The following is a 14,548-nucleotide window of genomic DNA, read 5'->3' as shown; positions in this document are numbered from 1 at the left end:
TTTTGATACCGGTCTTTTTAATTTAAGTAATATTTAAAAAGTCATCAATAATAATTAACTTACATTTGCTGAAAATTCCTTGTCAATGGCGGACGCCTTAGTGATCATACCTACCTTTAACGAAATTGAAAATATTGAAGCCATTATCCGTGCTGTTTTTTCGCAGAATAAGGAGTTTCATATTTTGGTAGTTGATGATAACTCACCTGATATGACTGGTTACAAGGCAAAGGAACTTCAAGAAGAGTTTCATAATCAGCTGTTCTTATTGGAGCGGGAAGGTAAAACCGGGTTAGGTACGGCCTATATTGAAGGGTTTAAATGGGCACTTCAGAAGGACTATCATTATATTTTTGAAATGGATGCCGATTTTTCGCATAATCCAAACGATTTGGTGAGGCTCTATGAGGCATGTAGTTCAAAAGGAGCCGATTTGTCCATCGGGTCACGATATGTAGTTGGTGTTAATGTGGTGAATTGGCCTATGAGTAGAATTCTACTGTCTTATTTTGCCTCCAAGTATGTTCGCTTTGTTACCGGGATGGAAATACACGACACAACTGCTGGGTTTGTTTGTTATAGAAGAGAAGTTTTGGAATCCATAAATTTGGATAAGATAGAATTTGTTGGGTATGCCTTTCAAATTGAGATGAAGTTTAAAACCCATTTATTAGGGTATGAAATTGTTGAGGTTCCTGTTATTTTTACAGATAGAACCAAAGGGAAATCAAAAATGAGTAAAGGAATTATTTCTGAAGCTATTTTTGGAGTAATAAAAATGAAATTAAAAAGTATTTTCAATCATAAAAAAACATGGCAAAGAACACTATTCTTTTAAAGAATGCTCGAATCATAAATGAAGGGAAAATTTTTGATGGTGATATTTTAATTGAGGATGCCTTCATAAAGGAAATAGATAGCAGTATCAGTGCTAAATCTGCACAGGTTAAGGTGATAGATGTGGAAGGTAATTATGTTATGCCCGGTGTTATTGATGACCAAGTCCATTTTAGGGAGCCTGGGTTAACCCATAAAGCTACAATAGAAACAGAGTCTAAAGCCGCCATTGCGGGTGGTATTACTTCATTTGTGGAAATGCCTAATACCAATCCACAAACTGTAAATCTTGAGGCGATGGAAGAAAAATTCGGAATTGCCTCAAAAAGGTCTTATGCCAATTACTCTTTTATGTTTGGAGGAACCAATGATAATCTTGATGAAATTTTAAAGGTAGATCCCAAAGATGTAGCTGGATTAAAGTTGTTTTTAGGGTCTTCTACAGGGAATATGTTAGTGGATAATCCTGAGGTTTTAGAAAAAATATTTTCAAGCACCGATATGGTTATTTCTGTGCATTGTGAAGATGAACAAACCATTAAGAATAATCTTAAAGCCTATCTTAAAGAGTATGGCGATGACATTCCAATGGAGATGCATCCCAAAATCAGGAGTGAGGAAGCTTGTTATTTGTCTTCTTCAAAGGCTATTGAATTGGCGAAGAAAACAGGTGCTAGACTTCATGTATTCCATTTGTCAACAGGAAGGGAAACAAAGTTATTCTCAAACAAATTACCATTAAAGGAGAAAAAAATTACGGCCGAGGTTTGTATTCACCATCTTTGGTTTACTGATGAAGACTATGAGAAGAAGGGGACATTAATTAAATGGAATCCGGCAGTTAAAACCACAAAGGATAGGGATGAACTTTGGAAGGCATTATTAGATGATCGAATAGATGTTATTGCCACAGATCATGCTCCACATACTTGGGAGGAAAAAAATAATGTGTACACGCAAGCACCATCAGGCGGGCCTTTGGTTCAACATGCTTTGGTAGCCATGTTTGAGATGCATCATCGCGGTAAAATATCTCTGGAGAAATTGGTAGAAAAAATGTGCCACAATCCAGCGATTCTGTTTGAAGTTGAAAAAAGAGGGTTTATTAGAGAAGGATACTATGCTGATTTGGTGGTGGTAAATCCTGCCAATCCATGGACCGTCAATAAATCTAATATTTTATACAAATGTGGTTGGTCACCTTTTGAAGGGGTCACTTTTAAGTCGCGTATTACTCATACCTTGTTGAATGGTAATGTGGCTTATGAAAGCTCCAAGGTAAATGAAAAAAGGTTTGCTAAAAGATTAACATTCAATAGATGAAAAAAGGGGTGCTCTTATTCTTAGTATTAGCAGTTTTTTTGGGTTGTCATGATGTTAAAATGCCTGAAGAGCCAGAAAACTTACTGTCAAAGGAGCAAATGGTGCATATACTTTTAGATTTAGCCCTTGTAAATTCTGCCAAAGGAGTTAATAAAAAAATGTTGGAAAACAATGGGATAGTCCCTGATCAATACATTTACAAAAAGTACCAAATAGATAGCCTGCAATTTGCAGAGAATAATAATTACTATGCTTATCGAGTAGATGACTATGATGAAATAATCCAAAAGGTAATGGATAGTTTGGATGTCATCAGGAAGGGTCTGAGTGAAGATATGAAGAAGGAGGAAGAAAGTATGCGAGGGATTGGTAAATCAGATAGTGTAACTGGAGCAAAAAGAATTAAACCAGTCACAAATGATTCTTTAAATCAGCTTCGTGGAATAAATGATAGAGTTGAAAATAAGGGGCTAGAAAGAGTGGATTCTCTAATTGTCGATTAAAAATTCATTGCATACCCGTTGAATGGTCTGGTCAATGGGGGTGAATTCATAATTCAATTCCTGGACTATTTTAGAATTACTGTAGAAGCTTGGGGTATTTAAAGTTTTGGCCAGTTGCTTGGTAAGTAGGCGTTCTTTTCCTGTTAATTTCGTTTTTAACCAATCCATTCGCCAGCCAATCTCCAACATCCATTGGGATACCTCTTTAGTTGGTTTTGGTATTTTTAAATAGGTTGAAATTTTGGATAAAATGTCATGAGAGGACAAATGGTCTGCAACTAAAATATAAGTCTCATTTTGTATGTTGCTCGACATCAAAAGCATCATAATGTTAACCACATCCTGAACGTCCACATAACCAGTGCCTCCTTTGGTGTAATATTTATTTCCTTCAAAGGCTTTTTTGAAAATGATACCACTTCCTTGATCCCAATTTCCGCCGCCAAGAATGACTCCTGGATTTACAATAACTGCATTTAAACCTTCTTGGGTCCCGCGCCATACTTCTATTTCTGCACCATACTTGGTTATAGCATAAACATTGTTATCTGCCTCTGGATTCCAAGCAGTTTCTTCAGTTATTGGAGTGTTATTTGGAGTTTTACCTAAGGTGGCAACAGAGCTCACATAGCATATTTTTTTTATGTTATTTGCAATGCAGAGGTTGACAATGTTGGCAGTACCTTCTATATTGGTTTTCCGGAGTTGGTGATAACAATCAGGGTCAAAGGAGACCATGGCTGCACAGTGGTAAACATATTCAACGTTTTTGAATGCCTCAGAAAGTTTTGGAATATCCAATAGGTCGGCATGAACCCAATCTATTTGGTTCCATAAAAGTTCGAAGTTGGATTCGTAGTAAGAGAACACTTTTTTGGTAACAGAGAGCTTGTTCTCACTTCTGAAAATAGCTCTTACACTTTCCCCCTTTTTTACTAGATGGTAAAGTAGATGAGCGCCTACTAACCCTGTTCCGCCGGTTACCAAAATCATGAAACTAAAGTAAAGAATTCTATTGAAAGGCTCAGTAATTCTTGTTGTATTTTTATCTTTGCTCCAATTAAATTTTAAAATTTTATACATGTCAAATTCAATCGTAGAAGAATTACGTTGGCGAGGAATGGTTCATGATATCATGCCTGGGACGGAGGAGCAACTTAATAAGGAAATGACAACAGCTTATATCGGCTTTGATCCAACCTCAGATTCTTTACATATTGGTAGTTTGGTGCCTATTATTTTGTTGGTGCACCTTAAGAATTTTGGACATAGACCTATTGCCTTGGTAGGAGGTGCTACTGGGATGATTGGTGACCCATCTGGGAAGAGTGATGAAAGAAATTTATTGGATGAAGCTACCTTAAACCATAATGTTGAAGGTATTAAAGGCGTGCTCTCTAGGTTTTTGGATTTTGATTCTAAGGATGAAAATGCTCCTGTTTTAGTTAATAACTACGATTGGATGAAGGACTTCTCGTTTATAGATTTTGCTCGGGATGTAGGAAAACGAATCACGGTTAATTATATGATGGCCAAGGATTCTGTTAAAAAACGTTTATCGGGAGAAGAGGGTAGTGTAGGTATGTCTTTTACGGAATTCACTTATCAGCTAATACAGGGTTACGACTTTTATTATTTGCACCAAAACTTCAATTGCTTGCTTCAAATGGGAGGAAGTGATCAATGGGGAAATATAACTACCGGTACCGAGTTGGTGAGAAGAATGAATGTGGGAGAAGAGACAAAGGCATTTGCGATGACCTGTCCGTTGATAACTAAAGCAGATGGCTCTAAATTTGGGAAGAGTGAAGGAGGGAACGTATGGTTAGATCCTGAAAAAACATCCGTTTATAAGTTTTATCAATTTTGGTTGAATACTTCTGATGAAGATGCTGAAAAGTATATCAAGATTTTCACCTTTTTGGATAGAGCTACTATTGCAGGATTGGTTGAAGCCCATCAGGAAGCTCCTCATTATAGAATCTTACAAAAAAGATTGGCAGAGGAAGTGACTACTTTTGTGCATTCTAAAGAAGCCTTTGAAACAGCTGAAAAGGCTTCAAATATTTTGTTTAGTAAATCCTTTAAACAAGATATTCAAACTTTGGATGAAAAGACTTTCTTAGACGTGTTTGAAGGTGTGCCTCAAGCCGAATTACCTATTTCAGATTTTGATGAAGGGGTTGATATGATTGGTGCTTTGGCCGCAAAAACGGAGTTTTTGGCCTCCAATGGTGAAGCTAGAAGATCCTTGAAAGAAAATGCTATTGCTGTCAATAAAGAGAAGGTTAAGGAAGACTATCTGTTGACACGTGATGACTTGATCAATGATAGGTATGTTATTATAAATAAAGGGAAGAAAAATACTTATATAATAAAGGCGGTTTAATTAAGCCGTATCAATAACTATAAAAGCGCCTGAGATATAAATCTTCAGGCGCTTTGCTTTCTAACCAACTTAAAAATCAATTTCTTTTCCATGAAAGCATGTTATTAGTCGATTGGAAAATTAATTCCTTACAAGATTAGAAGGTTACATCCCCTAATGTCTGAATGATCAAATCGGCCTATAACTTCAAAACTTCCATCTTTATGTGTTTTTCCTAAATCTTGGGTGGCAACAAAGGAGCAAGAGTGATAATTAGCGAGATCAATCACATTAATACCTCCAGTTTTGCCATGGTTTTGAATGGTAAGAGCGTCTTCTGGATCTCTGGTTAGAACTTTCATCCAAGGGGGGCAATTAAAAATTCCAGTCCCTTTAGAATATCCTTGGCTTAATAATTCGGTCATGCCATATTCACTATGAATTTCTTTAACGCCAAATCCTTCTTCCAAGATGGCATGTAATTCCACGCGAATCAATTCTTTGCGACGTCCTTTCATTCCCCCTGTTTCCATGATAATGGTGTTTTGAAGATTGAAGGAGTACTTTTCAACCAAATCTAACAGTGCAAAAGAGACACCTATTAACAATGTTTTTTCTCCTTGGGCATCCAATTGGTTTAAAGTGTGTGCTAATTTTTTTAAATCATTCAAATAGAACCCACTATTCTCCTTTTTGGAGTTTTTAATAAGGTCTTCAACCATGTATATGAGTGAGGAGCCTTCTCGTTCTAAATAAGAAGGTAAGAGAGCAAGAATAGTGTAATCTTCAATATTCCCGTAGAAATGCTGAAATCCTTTTCTAAAACTTTCAATGTACCATGAAATATCAGAAACATAATGCTTGCTGGTAGAAGAGCCTGTAGTACCGGAACTTGTAAAGATAATGTCTTTGATTCCCGGTGTGGTAGTAATTTCTTTGGCTTTAAAGAAGGATATGGGTAGAAAAGGAATGTCCTCTATGCAGTTCACATCCGCTGGATTCTTATAGAGTAGATCGCAAAAGGACCTATAAACTTTATTGTTTTGAAATTGATATTTAAAAACTTCCAGAGCTTTTTGCTCAAAGTTGGTAGGGGAATTAATATTAAAAATAGTAGCGGGATCCATGTTCACAAAAGTATTGAAAATAAAAAAGCACTGCCAATAGACAGTGCTTATAAAAATTAGGTTGTGTTTCTTTTATTTAACTACTAATTTCTTAGTTGTGTTAAACCCGTTTTGAGAAATTCTAACCAAATAAATTCCAGACTTTAAACTTGAAACATTTAATGTGTTATTAGAAATTTCTTTGTTCAATACATTTTTCCCTAATACGTCAAATACTGAAACAGAAATAGTACCATTACCTTGAGTTTGAATGGTTACCTGGTTTCCTAAAACTGGATTAGGATACATACTTAGAGTACTTAGAGAATTGATTTCGTTTACTGATAATAAATAATCTGCTCCCGTTGGATATACCTGAGGAGTTCCAAAAAATTCACCTGCAAGAGTCATGATATTTACAGGCGTATTAGGAATTAGTTCTCCCTCCAAATTGTCATTTGGATAATTGGTTCTAAACACAAAGGCAGAAGAAGTGCTATCAGAGATATCATAATTGGTATTCGAAGTAAAAGTAGTTGTGCCATCGCCATCTGCAAAAGTAACACCGTTAATCATAACTAATTCTGATTCGTACATATCCAAATTATTTTCCAAATCAGTCAATGTCACCATTTGAGGAGAGATACTGTTAGCAGAAGAAGTTGCGGCACCTGGATCTTCAGTGGGTACAAATTGAAGCATGTCTGCATAGCTGCCCAATTGTCCTGTAAGACCTGTAATACCATCTCCATCCATATAGGCAGTAGTAATTGTTCCGGCATTATCATCAATTAACATTCCAGCAGTCGCATCTTGGATGAAAATTTGATTTCTGTTGTTTCCTGTTACAAAGGTGACAATAACTTCACCAGTCACTTCATAGATTCCACCTTCGGCAGAAGCTCTTAAAGCAGCAAGGTCAGCTACCTCAGTAATAGAAGTCACAGTAAAAGTAACAGAAGCCTCAACTGGTGGGTCTAAAGGAGTATGTGTGTTGTCTACTAACCAAACATCTACTGTATGCTCACCATCAGCAAGTCCAGTTAATGCAATAGGATCTGTGTCATATACCATAACCGTACCACCAGCATCTAAAGAATAATGAATGTGTCCATCCAATCCAGCATCAGTAGCTCCAACTTCAAAATTTTGAACTGATAATTCAACGTCTACATCGGGACCAACAACAGATTCTCCGTCTGAAGGCGAAAGAATTGCTAGGGATGGTCCAGATTGTGCTTCAACGATGAAATTATCTACAATGATAAAGGAAGAAGTTCCATTCCAATCATCAGTATCATAAAAACGAAGGCCAAATTCAATTGACTCATTTCCTGCAGCAGTATACTCATAAGTAATGGTTTGCCACTCACCTACAAGGGCGGGGTCTGAATATCCTTGATAGTTGCCAGCATAAATTCTCGCTCTACTACCATTGTCCACTTGGTAAATGTCAACGGATACATTATAAACTGTTCCGGCAGTAACATCTATAGATTGTCTAAAATCTGTATCACCTTGTGTAGTAGTAGTAACTTCAAAATTAGCAGCATAAGTACCTTCAGAAAATGTTGTGGTTTCTTGAGTAATGGTTGTTCCTGATTCAGAGGTCCATGTGTCAAGAACGCCTCCAGTCCAATTTTCAAAACCACCATTTACGGCTAGGTTTTGTCCAAACGAAACCGCAGAGGTAATAAGTAGAATTAATAATAAGTAAATTTTTCTCATAGATTATTGATTTAATATGTTGAAAAACAAATATAAAGATTATTATGAGTAAAATCTACCTGAGAAGTAGGTTTATGTCAGTTTTTACGTTAATATAACATAAGGGTTTTAGCGAACTATAAGTTTCCTAGTCACTGTTAGGCTTTCTTCAGAAATTTTCACAATATAGGCACCTGCCTTTAACTTGGAAATATTGAGTTCGTTACCTAATTGGGTGGTGGATAAAATCAATTTTCCTAAAACATTGAAAATTTCAATTTTTTTAACCTTGTTGTTTTTAGAGGAGATATAAACTTTTCCATGACTAGCAGGATTGGGATATAGCGTTAAATTTTCTGCTAGTTCCGTATCTTGTTTGGCCGCCATATACTTCTCAGTAGTTTGGGAGAAACCACTTAGAGAAAAGACCACACAAAAGAATGTTATTAGGTAAAACTGCTTCATTGGGAAAAATTATTCAATTAAATGTAATAAAATAATTCAAAAATCAGACCAAAATTATCATAACATTCGTTAAAACGCCCTTTTTCTTTAACTTGTTGTAAGGTATTTGTTACCTAATTGTTATTTGTAATCAAATGATATTAAATTATTTTGATTAATACTATCTTTACTTTTCAAACTAAACGAAACCTTTAAAAATGAAAAAAAAGGACATCAAAATCCTCCTTGTAGATGATGAACCAGATATTTTGGAAATCATAGGTTATAACTTGACAAGTGAAGGTTATCAAGTAATTACAGCCGAGAATGGAGTTGAAGCTTTGAAAAAAGCTAAAAAGGAGAAGCCGCATTTAATTATATTGGATGTTATGATGCCTGAAATGGATGGAATTGAGGCTTGTGAGCAAATCAGGAAAGTGCCAGACTTACAGGATACTATTGTTACTTTTTTAACAGCTAGAGGTGAAGATTATTCACAAGTTGCTGGTTTTGATGCAGGTGCTGATGATTACATTACCAAGCCGATTAAGCCAAAAGTGCTGGTAAGTAAGGTGAAGGCCTTATTAAGACGAATTAAAGAAGATGAAACCCAAGAGTCTACAGTGAAAATTGGAAGCTTGGTAATCAATAGGGACGAGTATAAAATCACCCTTAAGAATGAAGAAATTATACTTCCTAGAAAAGAATTTGAATTACTATCTTTGTTGGCATCAAAGCCAGGTAAAGTTTTCAAGCGAGAGGAAATTTTGGATAAAGTTTGGGGTAATGAAGTTGTTGTTGGTGGACGTACCATTGATGTACACATCAGAAAGCTTCGTGAAAAAATTGGAGACAAAAGCTTTAAAACCGTAAAAGGTGTTGGGTACAAGTTTGTCGATTGATGCAGAAACTCAAGAAAACATATAAATTTGCGATTAGAACATCGCTGTTTATCACCATAATACTAACACTCCTTTTGAGTGTTTTTTTATATGTGGTGGGTGCCTTAGGTTGGTTTGTGATTCCTTTTGCACTTCTTTCTTATTTGGTTTGTTTTGCAATTATTCAATACCGCGTGGAACGCTTCATATACAGAAGGGTTAAGAAAATTTATGATGATTTGACCCTCTTGGAATCTACGTCCTTGACTAAACAGCCTATTACTACGGATATGGCTACTCTGACCAAGGAAATAGACAAATATGCCAAGGATAAAAAGTTGGAAATTGAAACTTTAAAGGTTAGGGAGGAATATCGAAAGGAGTTTCTAGGAAATGTTTCTCATGAGTTAAAGACCCCTTTATTTACTGTCCAAGGCTATATTTTAACCCTCCTCGATGGTGCCATGAAGGATAAAAAAATCCTTAAAAAATATTTATCAAGAGCCAATAAGGGGGTAGAAAGACTCATTTATATAGTAAAGGACCTTGATATGATTACCAAATTAGAGGCAGGTGATTTGCGACTTAATATGGAGGTGTTTAACATTGTGGAGGTCGTCCAAAGCGTTTTTGATATGCTGGAGATGAAGGCGGCCAAAAAAGAGATAACCTTAATGTTTGACTTGAATTATGATGAGCCGGTTTTGGTAAAAGCAGATAAAGAACGAATTCAACAGGTGGTGACCAATCTTATGGTGAACTCCATTAAATACGGAAGGGAAAAGGGAACAACAGAGGTAAGTATAGAAAACTTGATAAAAAATAAAATTATTATCAGGGTAACTGACAATGGAGAAGGTATTGGTGAAGAACATATCTCCAGAATTTTTGAACGATTCTATAGGGTTGATAAAAGCGGGTCAAGAAAAGAGGGCGGTTCTGGTCTTGGACTTTCCATAGTTAAGCACATCATTGAAGCGCACGAAGAGAAAATTTACATTGAAAGTGAGTTGGGGGTAGGGAGTGAATTTTCTTTTAGTTTAGAAAAGGCTGAATAGACTTTCAAAATTTGTTTCTGTCTCAAATGAGAGCCCTTTAAAATCCTTAACACGCTCAAGGTCTTTAATTTTGAATTGACTTTGTTTGCATGTAGGAACCAATCCTTGTTTTTGTAATTCTATAGCTAAATATTCTTGTTCCGTTTGCCCAGGTGTGGGAATGAAAAATGCTTTTTTGCCTAGTTTAGCTAAATCCAATACAGTGGTATATCCAGACCTAGAAATTACTATGGCACTTTGGTTCAGTGCGGTTTCCAATTCGTTACTGGTCATGAAATTGTAAATGGTAATATTTTCTTTTTTTTCAACCAATTGCTTTGATTCAATGACGCCCCTCACAAAAAGGACTTTTCCATTGTAATTTGAAAGTTCGGTTAGTAGCTTTTCTTGAAGTATTGTGCGTTGAGGTTCTGGACCAGAGAGAAGCACCATCAAGTCATAAATTATTTCCAAGTCTTGCTTGTTAAACCGGCTAATAGGACCCAAATATTTAGTAGGAATAATGGGGTGGTCTAAATGCCCCAGCTTACCACTTAAATTCACTTTTCCTTCAGCATCTGGCACCCAACATTCATCAAATTTTTTAATGACGTTATGATGAAACCTTGTGCTAAACCATGTGGTAGCACCACTTAAGACTTGTAATTGATGTGTGATAAATATGGAAGGAATGTTTTTATGCCTTACTCCAAATCGGTTATCTGAAATGATTCCAACAATATCATAAGTTTTAACCAATTCTTTGACTTTTTGAAGCTCTTCCTTTTGGGTCCTCAATATTCTTGGAGCGTCTTTTAAAATCTTATATTTAAAAAACATCCCTTTTTTGGAATAGGTAATGTTATAGGAGGGTAATTCTTCATGGATTAAGCTGGGGAATTCTTTTTTAAGCAATTCTAATGCGACTCCATCACTAGCAATGACTGGGTCAAACCCTTGATCAATTAAAGCTTGAATTATTGGAATGCAACGTGTGGAATGACCTAAACCCCAATTAAGAGGGGCTACTAATATGCGTTTTCTCAATTTCATAAAAAAAGCAAATGTAAAGCGGCTATGTTTCCTTAATTTTGCCTAAACTTTAAATTTATCCGTGGGAAGTAAAAATAAACTAAAAAGATTTAAAGAGAATGAATCTTTTGATAACGTTATCCAACCTAGTAGGGAGGAATTGGTGAATGGTGATTTTCAATTAAAAGGGCAATGGAATAAAACGTTTTTCAAAAACGACCAGCCTTTAGTTTTGGAATTGGGTTGTGGTAAAGGTGAATACTCTGTAGGTTTAGCAAAGAAATTTCCAGATAGAAATTTTATAGGGATCGATATTAAGGGGGCTAGATTTTGGCGAGGAGCTAAGACGGCTATTGAAGAAGGGATATCGAATGTCGGCTTTTTGAGGATTCAAATAGAATTGATTGAATATGCTTTTGCAGAGAATGAAGTTGACGAAATCTGGATTACTTTCCCAGATCCTCAAATCAAATACAAGCGCACGAAGCATAGAATGACCAATACTCATTTTTTAGAAAAATACAGGAAGGTTTTAAAGCCCGATGGTGTTCTTAACTTAAAAACAGATTCTGAGTTTATGCACGGATATACGCTTGGGTTGCTTCATGGCGAAGGCCATGAAATTATTTATGCCAATCATGATGTGTATAGACAGCAGGGAAGCCCTGAGGAAGTGACTGGAATCCAAACCTTCTACGAAAGTCAGTATTTGGAACAAAACAAACCAATTACGTATATTAGGTTTAAATTGAGATAGAATTGAATTTAACTTTTGTCTTTTTCCTGGGTTTTGTGGTAACTTTTTTAACCACAATGCCACCAGGATTACTTAATATGACTGCGGCCAAAATCAGCATGCGAGAAGGTCATGTTCGAAGTGTCATGTTTGCATTGGGGGCATGCTTGGTCATAGTATTTCAAGTGCTTCTGGCAACCATATTTGCTCGGTATTTAAGCAACCATCCAGATGTAGTCGATATTCTTCAAAGAGTCGCTTTGGTGATATTTATTTTGGTGAGTATTTACTTCTTTTTTATTGCGAATAAACATGAAAGACCCAAGGCAGATCTTGACAGTAGAAGTAAAACCAGTCGGTTTTTTCAGGGAATGTTTTTGTCGGTTATCAATGTGTTTCCCATTCCGTTTCAGGCTTATGTTACCATTTCCTATTCTGATTTTGGTTGGTTGCATTTTGATAAGATAAGTATTTTGTCTTATGTCGCAGGATCGACTTCAGGAGCCTTTGTAGGGTTGTATATCTATTTGTTTTTCTTCGAAAAAATTAAGAGTAAAAAATTCAATAACCAACGAAATATGAACCGTATAATCGGAACTATTACGGCCATCATTTCTTTGATTACTTTAATCAGAATCATTCAAGAATTTTAATGAAACCAGAAACACTAAGTTTTTTTGAAAAGGTGTATGAAGTTGCTAGGTTAATTCCTTTCGGAAGGGTTACCAGTTATGGCGCCATTGCTTCCTATTTGGGTGCTCCTAGAAGTTCCAGGATGGTTGGTTATGCCATGAATGTGTCGGGTGAAAAGAATGTGCCTGCGCACCGAGTTGTCAATAGAGTAGGCTTGTTGACTGGAAAGCATCATTTTGAAGGAACCAATCTCATGCAGCAACTTCTGGAAGCTGAGGGTGTTCAAGTAGTTGATAATCAGGTTCAAGATTTTGATTCGCTGTTTTGGGATCCATCCAAGGAATTGAAATAGAACCTACCAATCATTTTGATTAATCAAACCATAAATCATTTCAATAAAACCGCTTCCCTTTCTAAACATTTCGCAGTATATTTGGAGTTTAGAATTATTCTGAATAATAAGTTTGTAACTTACGTTACATGAGTTGTTTAGCTCAGCTAGTAACTTTACGTATTGATTAAAAAATGAAATTGAATAAACAAGATATTCTTGCAGCTTTAGAAACTATATCAGCCCCAGGAGAGGGTCAGAATTTGATAGAAAGTGGTGCCGTTGGTAATGTAGTGACCTTTGGAGATGAAGTCATAGTAGATGTAACTATTAAAAATCCGAGTCTTCAAGCCAAGAAAAAGACCGAGGTTGAAATCATGAAGGTTATTCATGAGAAAGTATATGAAAAGGCAAAAATAAAGGTGAATGTCAAAGTAGATGCCCCAGAAAAACCTAAGAACGAAATTAAAGGAAAGGCGATTCCCGGGATTCAGAACATCATTGCTGTGGCTTCTGGAAAGGGAGGGGTAGGAAAGTCTACAGTGACAGCCAATTTAGCTGCAACCCTGGCTAAAATGGGATTCCAAGTTGGAATTCTAGATGCAGATATTTACGGTCCATCCATTCCCATTATGTATGATGTGGAATTTGAAAAACCATTATCTGTTCAAGTCGATGGAAAGTCCAAAATGAAACCGATAGAAAGTTATGGGGTTAAAATTTTATCTATAGGCTTTTTTACAAAGCCTGATCAGGCTGTAATTTGGCGAGGGCCTATGGCTGCCAAAGCATTAAATCAGATGATTTTTGATGCGGCTTGGGGAACCCTAGATTTCTTATTGATCGATTTACCTCCGGGAACTGGAGATATTCATTTAAGTATTATGCAATCTTTGCCTATTACTGGAGCGGTAGTAGTAAGTACACCACAACAAGTGGCCTTGGCAGATGCCAGAAAAGGAGTTGCGATGTTCCAACAGGAAAGTATCAATGTACCAGTATTGGGTATCATTGAGAATATGGCCTATTTCACTCCTGAAGAGCTTCCAGATAACAAATACTATATTTTTGGAAAGGAAGGAGCTAGGAATCTTTCAGAGAATCTAGAAGTGCCATTTTTAGGAGAAATTCCTTTGGTGCAAAGCATTAGGGAAGCTGGTGATGTGGGAAGACCTGCAGCACTCCAAACGGCTACGCCATTAGAGCAATCCTTTGAAAAAATCACCCAAAATGTGGTGCAAGAAGTTGTTAAAAGAAACGACCAATTGCCGCCAACCGAAGCAATTAAAATTACAACTATGGCTGGTTGCTCAGCCGTTAAGAAATAAGTGATGACAACAGAAGAAATAAAATTGAATGTTGAAAAGGCTTTGGACGAGATTCGTCCATTTCTTCAGAGTGATGGAGGGAATATTTCCTTAATTTCTATTGAAGATGATAAGCTAGTTAAAGTGCAATTGGAAGGTGCATGTATTAATTGTAGTGTCAACCAAATGACCTTAAAATCAGGGGTGGAAATGACTATTAAAAAATATGTTCCTCAAATTGAAAAAGTCATAAACATAGAGATTTAACCAAACGGAATTTCTAATGGTATTGGAACAAGTCTC

Annotated in this window: 16 protein-coding genes; 11 read left to right on the top strand and 5 right to left on the bottom strand. The window is 36.2% G+C overall.

All coding sequences use genetic code 11. The annotated features are described in order from the left end of the window. The first annotated feature begins 85 nt into the window (after positions 1-85). From GZ212_RS05670 to GZ212_RS05660, 3 genes are read left to right on the top strand one after another with little or no spacing between them, the layout of a single operon-like run. The gene (locus tag GZ212_RS05670; protein ID WP_166958030.1) at positions 86-838 is read left to right on the top strand and encodes a polyprenol monophosphomannose synthase; all 753 of its coding nucleotides are present in this window, start codon (positions 86-88) and stop codon (positions 836-838) included. Next, on the top strand, positions 814-2,160 hold the full coding sequence (locus tag GZ212_RS05665) for a dihydroorotase (RefSeq protein WP_166958027.1): 1,347 nt from the start codon (positions 814-816) through the stop codon (positions 2,158-2,160). Before GZ212_RS05670 ends, GZ212_RS05665 begins: the two co-directional genes overlap by 25 nt. Next, positions 2,157-2,663, top strand: a complete 507-nt coding sequence (locus GZ212_RS05660) for a DUF4296 domain-containing protein (RefSeq protein WP_166958025.1) — start codon at positions 2,157-2,159, stop codon at positions 2,661-2,663. The genes GZ212_RS05665 and GZ212_RS05660 overlap by 4 nt, the downstream gene beginning before the upstream one ends. Here the strand turns inward: GZ212_RS05660 and GZ212_RS05655 are convergent. Then, entirely contained in the window at positions 2,649-3,746 is a 1,098-nt protein-coding gene (locus GZ212_RS05655; protein WP_370520454.1) for an NAD-dependent epimerase/dehydratase family protein, read from the bottom strand. The genes GZ212_RS05660 and GZ212_RS05655 overlap by 15 nt on opposite strands. Between GZ212_RS05655 and tyrS the strand changes: the two genes are divergently transcribed. Continuing rightward, a complete protein-coding gene (gene tyrS / locus GZ212_RS05650) occupies positions 3,745-5,052 on the top strand; it encodes a tyrosine--tRNA ligase (protein WP_053971106.1) in 1,308 nt (435 codons plus the stop codon). The two genes, GZ212_RS05655 and tyrS, sit on opposite strands and share 2 nt — an antisense overlap. A gap of 128 nt (positions 5,053-5,180) precedes the next feature. On the opposite strand, the gene GZ212_RS05645 is transcribed toward tyrS, so the two are convergent. From GZ212_RS05645 to GZ212_RS05635, 3 genes are all read right to left on the bottom strand, one after another. After that, on the bottom strand, positions 5,181-6,158 hold the full coding sequence (locus GZ212_RS05645) for an acyl transferase (RefSeq protein ID WP_166958023.1): 978 nt from the start codon (positions 6,156-6,158) through the stop codon (positions 5,181-5,183). Positions 6,159-6,230: 72 nt separating this feature from the next. After that, a complete protein-coding gene (locus GZ212_RS05640; protein ID WP_166958021.1) occupies positions 6,231-7,865 on the bottom strand; it encodes a T9SS type A sorting domain-containing protein in 1,635 nt (544 codons plus the stop codon). 108 nt (positions 7,866-7,973) lie between these two features. Next, entirely contained in the window at positions 7,974-8,309 is a 336-nt protein-coding gene (locus GZ212_RS05635) for a T9SS type A sorting domain-containing protein (RefSeq protein WP_166958019.1), read from the bottom strand. Positions 8,310-8,506: 197 nt separating this feature from the next. On the opposite strand from GZ212_RS05635, the gene GZ212_RS05630 reads away from it, so the two are divergent. Then, complete coding sequence (locus tag GZ212_RS05630; RefSeq protein WP_053971110.1) at positions 8,507-9,190, top strand: response regulator transcription factor; 684 nt, start codon at positions 8,507-8,509, stop codon at positions 9,188-9,190. After that, on the top strand, positions 9,190-10,227 hold the full coding sequence (locus tag GZ212_RS05625; RefSeq protein ID WP_166958017.1) for a cell wall metabolism sensor histidine kinase WalK: 1,038 nt from the start codon (positions 9,190-9,192) through the stop codon (positions 10,225-10,227). The genes GZ212_RS05630 and GZ212_RS05625 overlap by 1 nt, the downstream gene beginning before the upstream one ends. Here the strand turns inward: GZ212_RS05625 and GZ212_RS05620 are convergent. Then, positions 10,210-11,259 carry a glycosyltransferase gene (locus GZ212_RS05620; RefSeq protein ID WP_166958015.1) on the bottom strand — a complete coding sequence of 350 codons (1,050 nt, stop codon included), beginning with the start codon at positions 11,257-11,259 and terminating at the stop codon, positions 10,210-10,212. The genes GZ212_RS05625 and GZ212_RS05620 overlap by 18 nt on opposite strands. A gap of 61 nt (positions 11,260-11,320) precedes the next feature. Here GZ212_RS05620 and trmB point away from each other — a divergent pair, with 61 nt between their 5' ends. The 5 genes from trmB to GZ212_RS05595 all read left to right on the top strand — a co-directional run bounded on the left by trmB (position 11,321) and on the right by GZ212_RS05595 (position 14,512). Next, entirely contained in the window at positions 11,321-11,995 is a 675-nt protein-coding gene (gene trmB, locus GZ212_RS05615; RefSeq protein ID WP_166958013.1) for a tRNA (guanosine(46)-N7)-methyltransferase TrmB, read from the top strand. A 56-nt stretch (positions 11,996-12,051) separates the two neighbouring features. Next, positions 12,052-12,627: a LysE family transporter gene (locus GZ212_RS05610; RefSeq protein WP_157492088.1), complete on the top strand. Its 576-nt coding sequence runs from the start codon at positions 12,052-12,054 to the stop codon at positions 12,625-12,627. Beyond that, positions 12,627-12,959 (top strand): MGMT family protein, encoded by a 333-nt coding sequence (locus tag GZ212_RS05605; protein WP_166958011.1) that lies wholly within the window; start codon positions 12,627-12,629, stop codon positions 12,957-12,959. Before GZ212_RS05610 ends, GZ212_RS05605 begins: the two co-directional genes overlap by 1 nt. 173 nt (positions 12,960-13,132) lie before the next feature. Further along, positions 13,133-14,266, top strand: coding sequence for an Mrp/NBP35 family ATP-binding protein (locus GZ212_RS05600; protein WP_053971116.1), 1,134 nt, complete (start codon positions 13,133-13,135; stop codon positions 14,264-14,266). Between the two features lie 3 nt (positions 14,267-14,269). Next, a complete protein-coding gene (locus tag GZ212_RS05595; RefSeq protein ID WP_166958009.1) occupies positions 14,270-14,512 on the top strand; it encodes a NifU family protein in 243 nt (80 codons plus the stop codon). Positions 14,513-14,548: the final 36 nt, after the last annotated feature.

The sequence above is a fragment of the Mangrovimonas sp. CR14 genome, from assembly GCF_011764015.1.
Taxonomy (GTDB): Bacteria; Bacteroidota; Bacteroidia; order Flavobacteriales; family Flavobacteriaceae; genus Mangrovimonas; species Mangrovimonas futianensis.
This window is presented reverse-complemented; position numbering and strand designations above follow the sequence as displayed.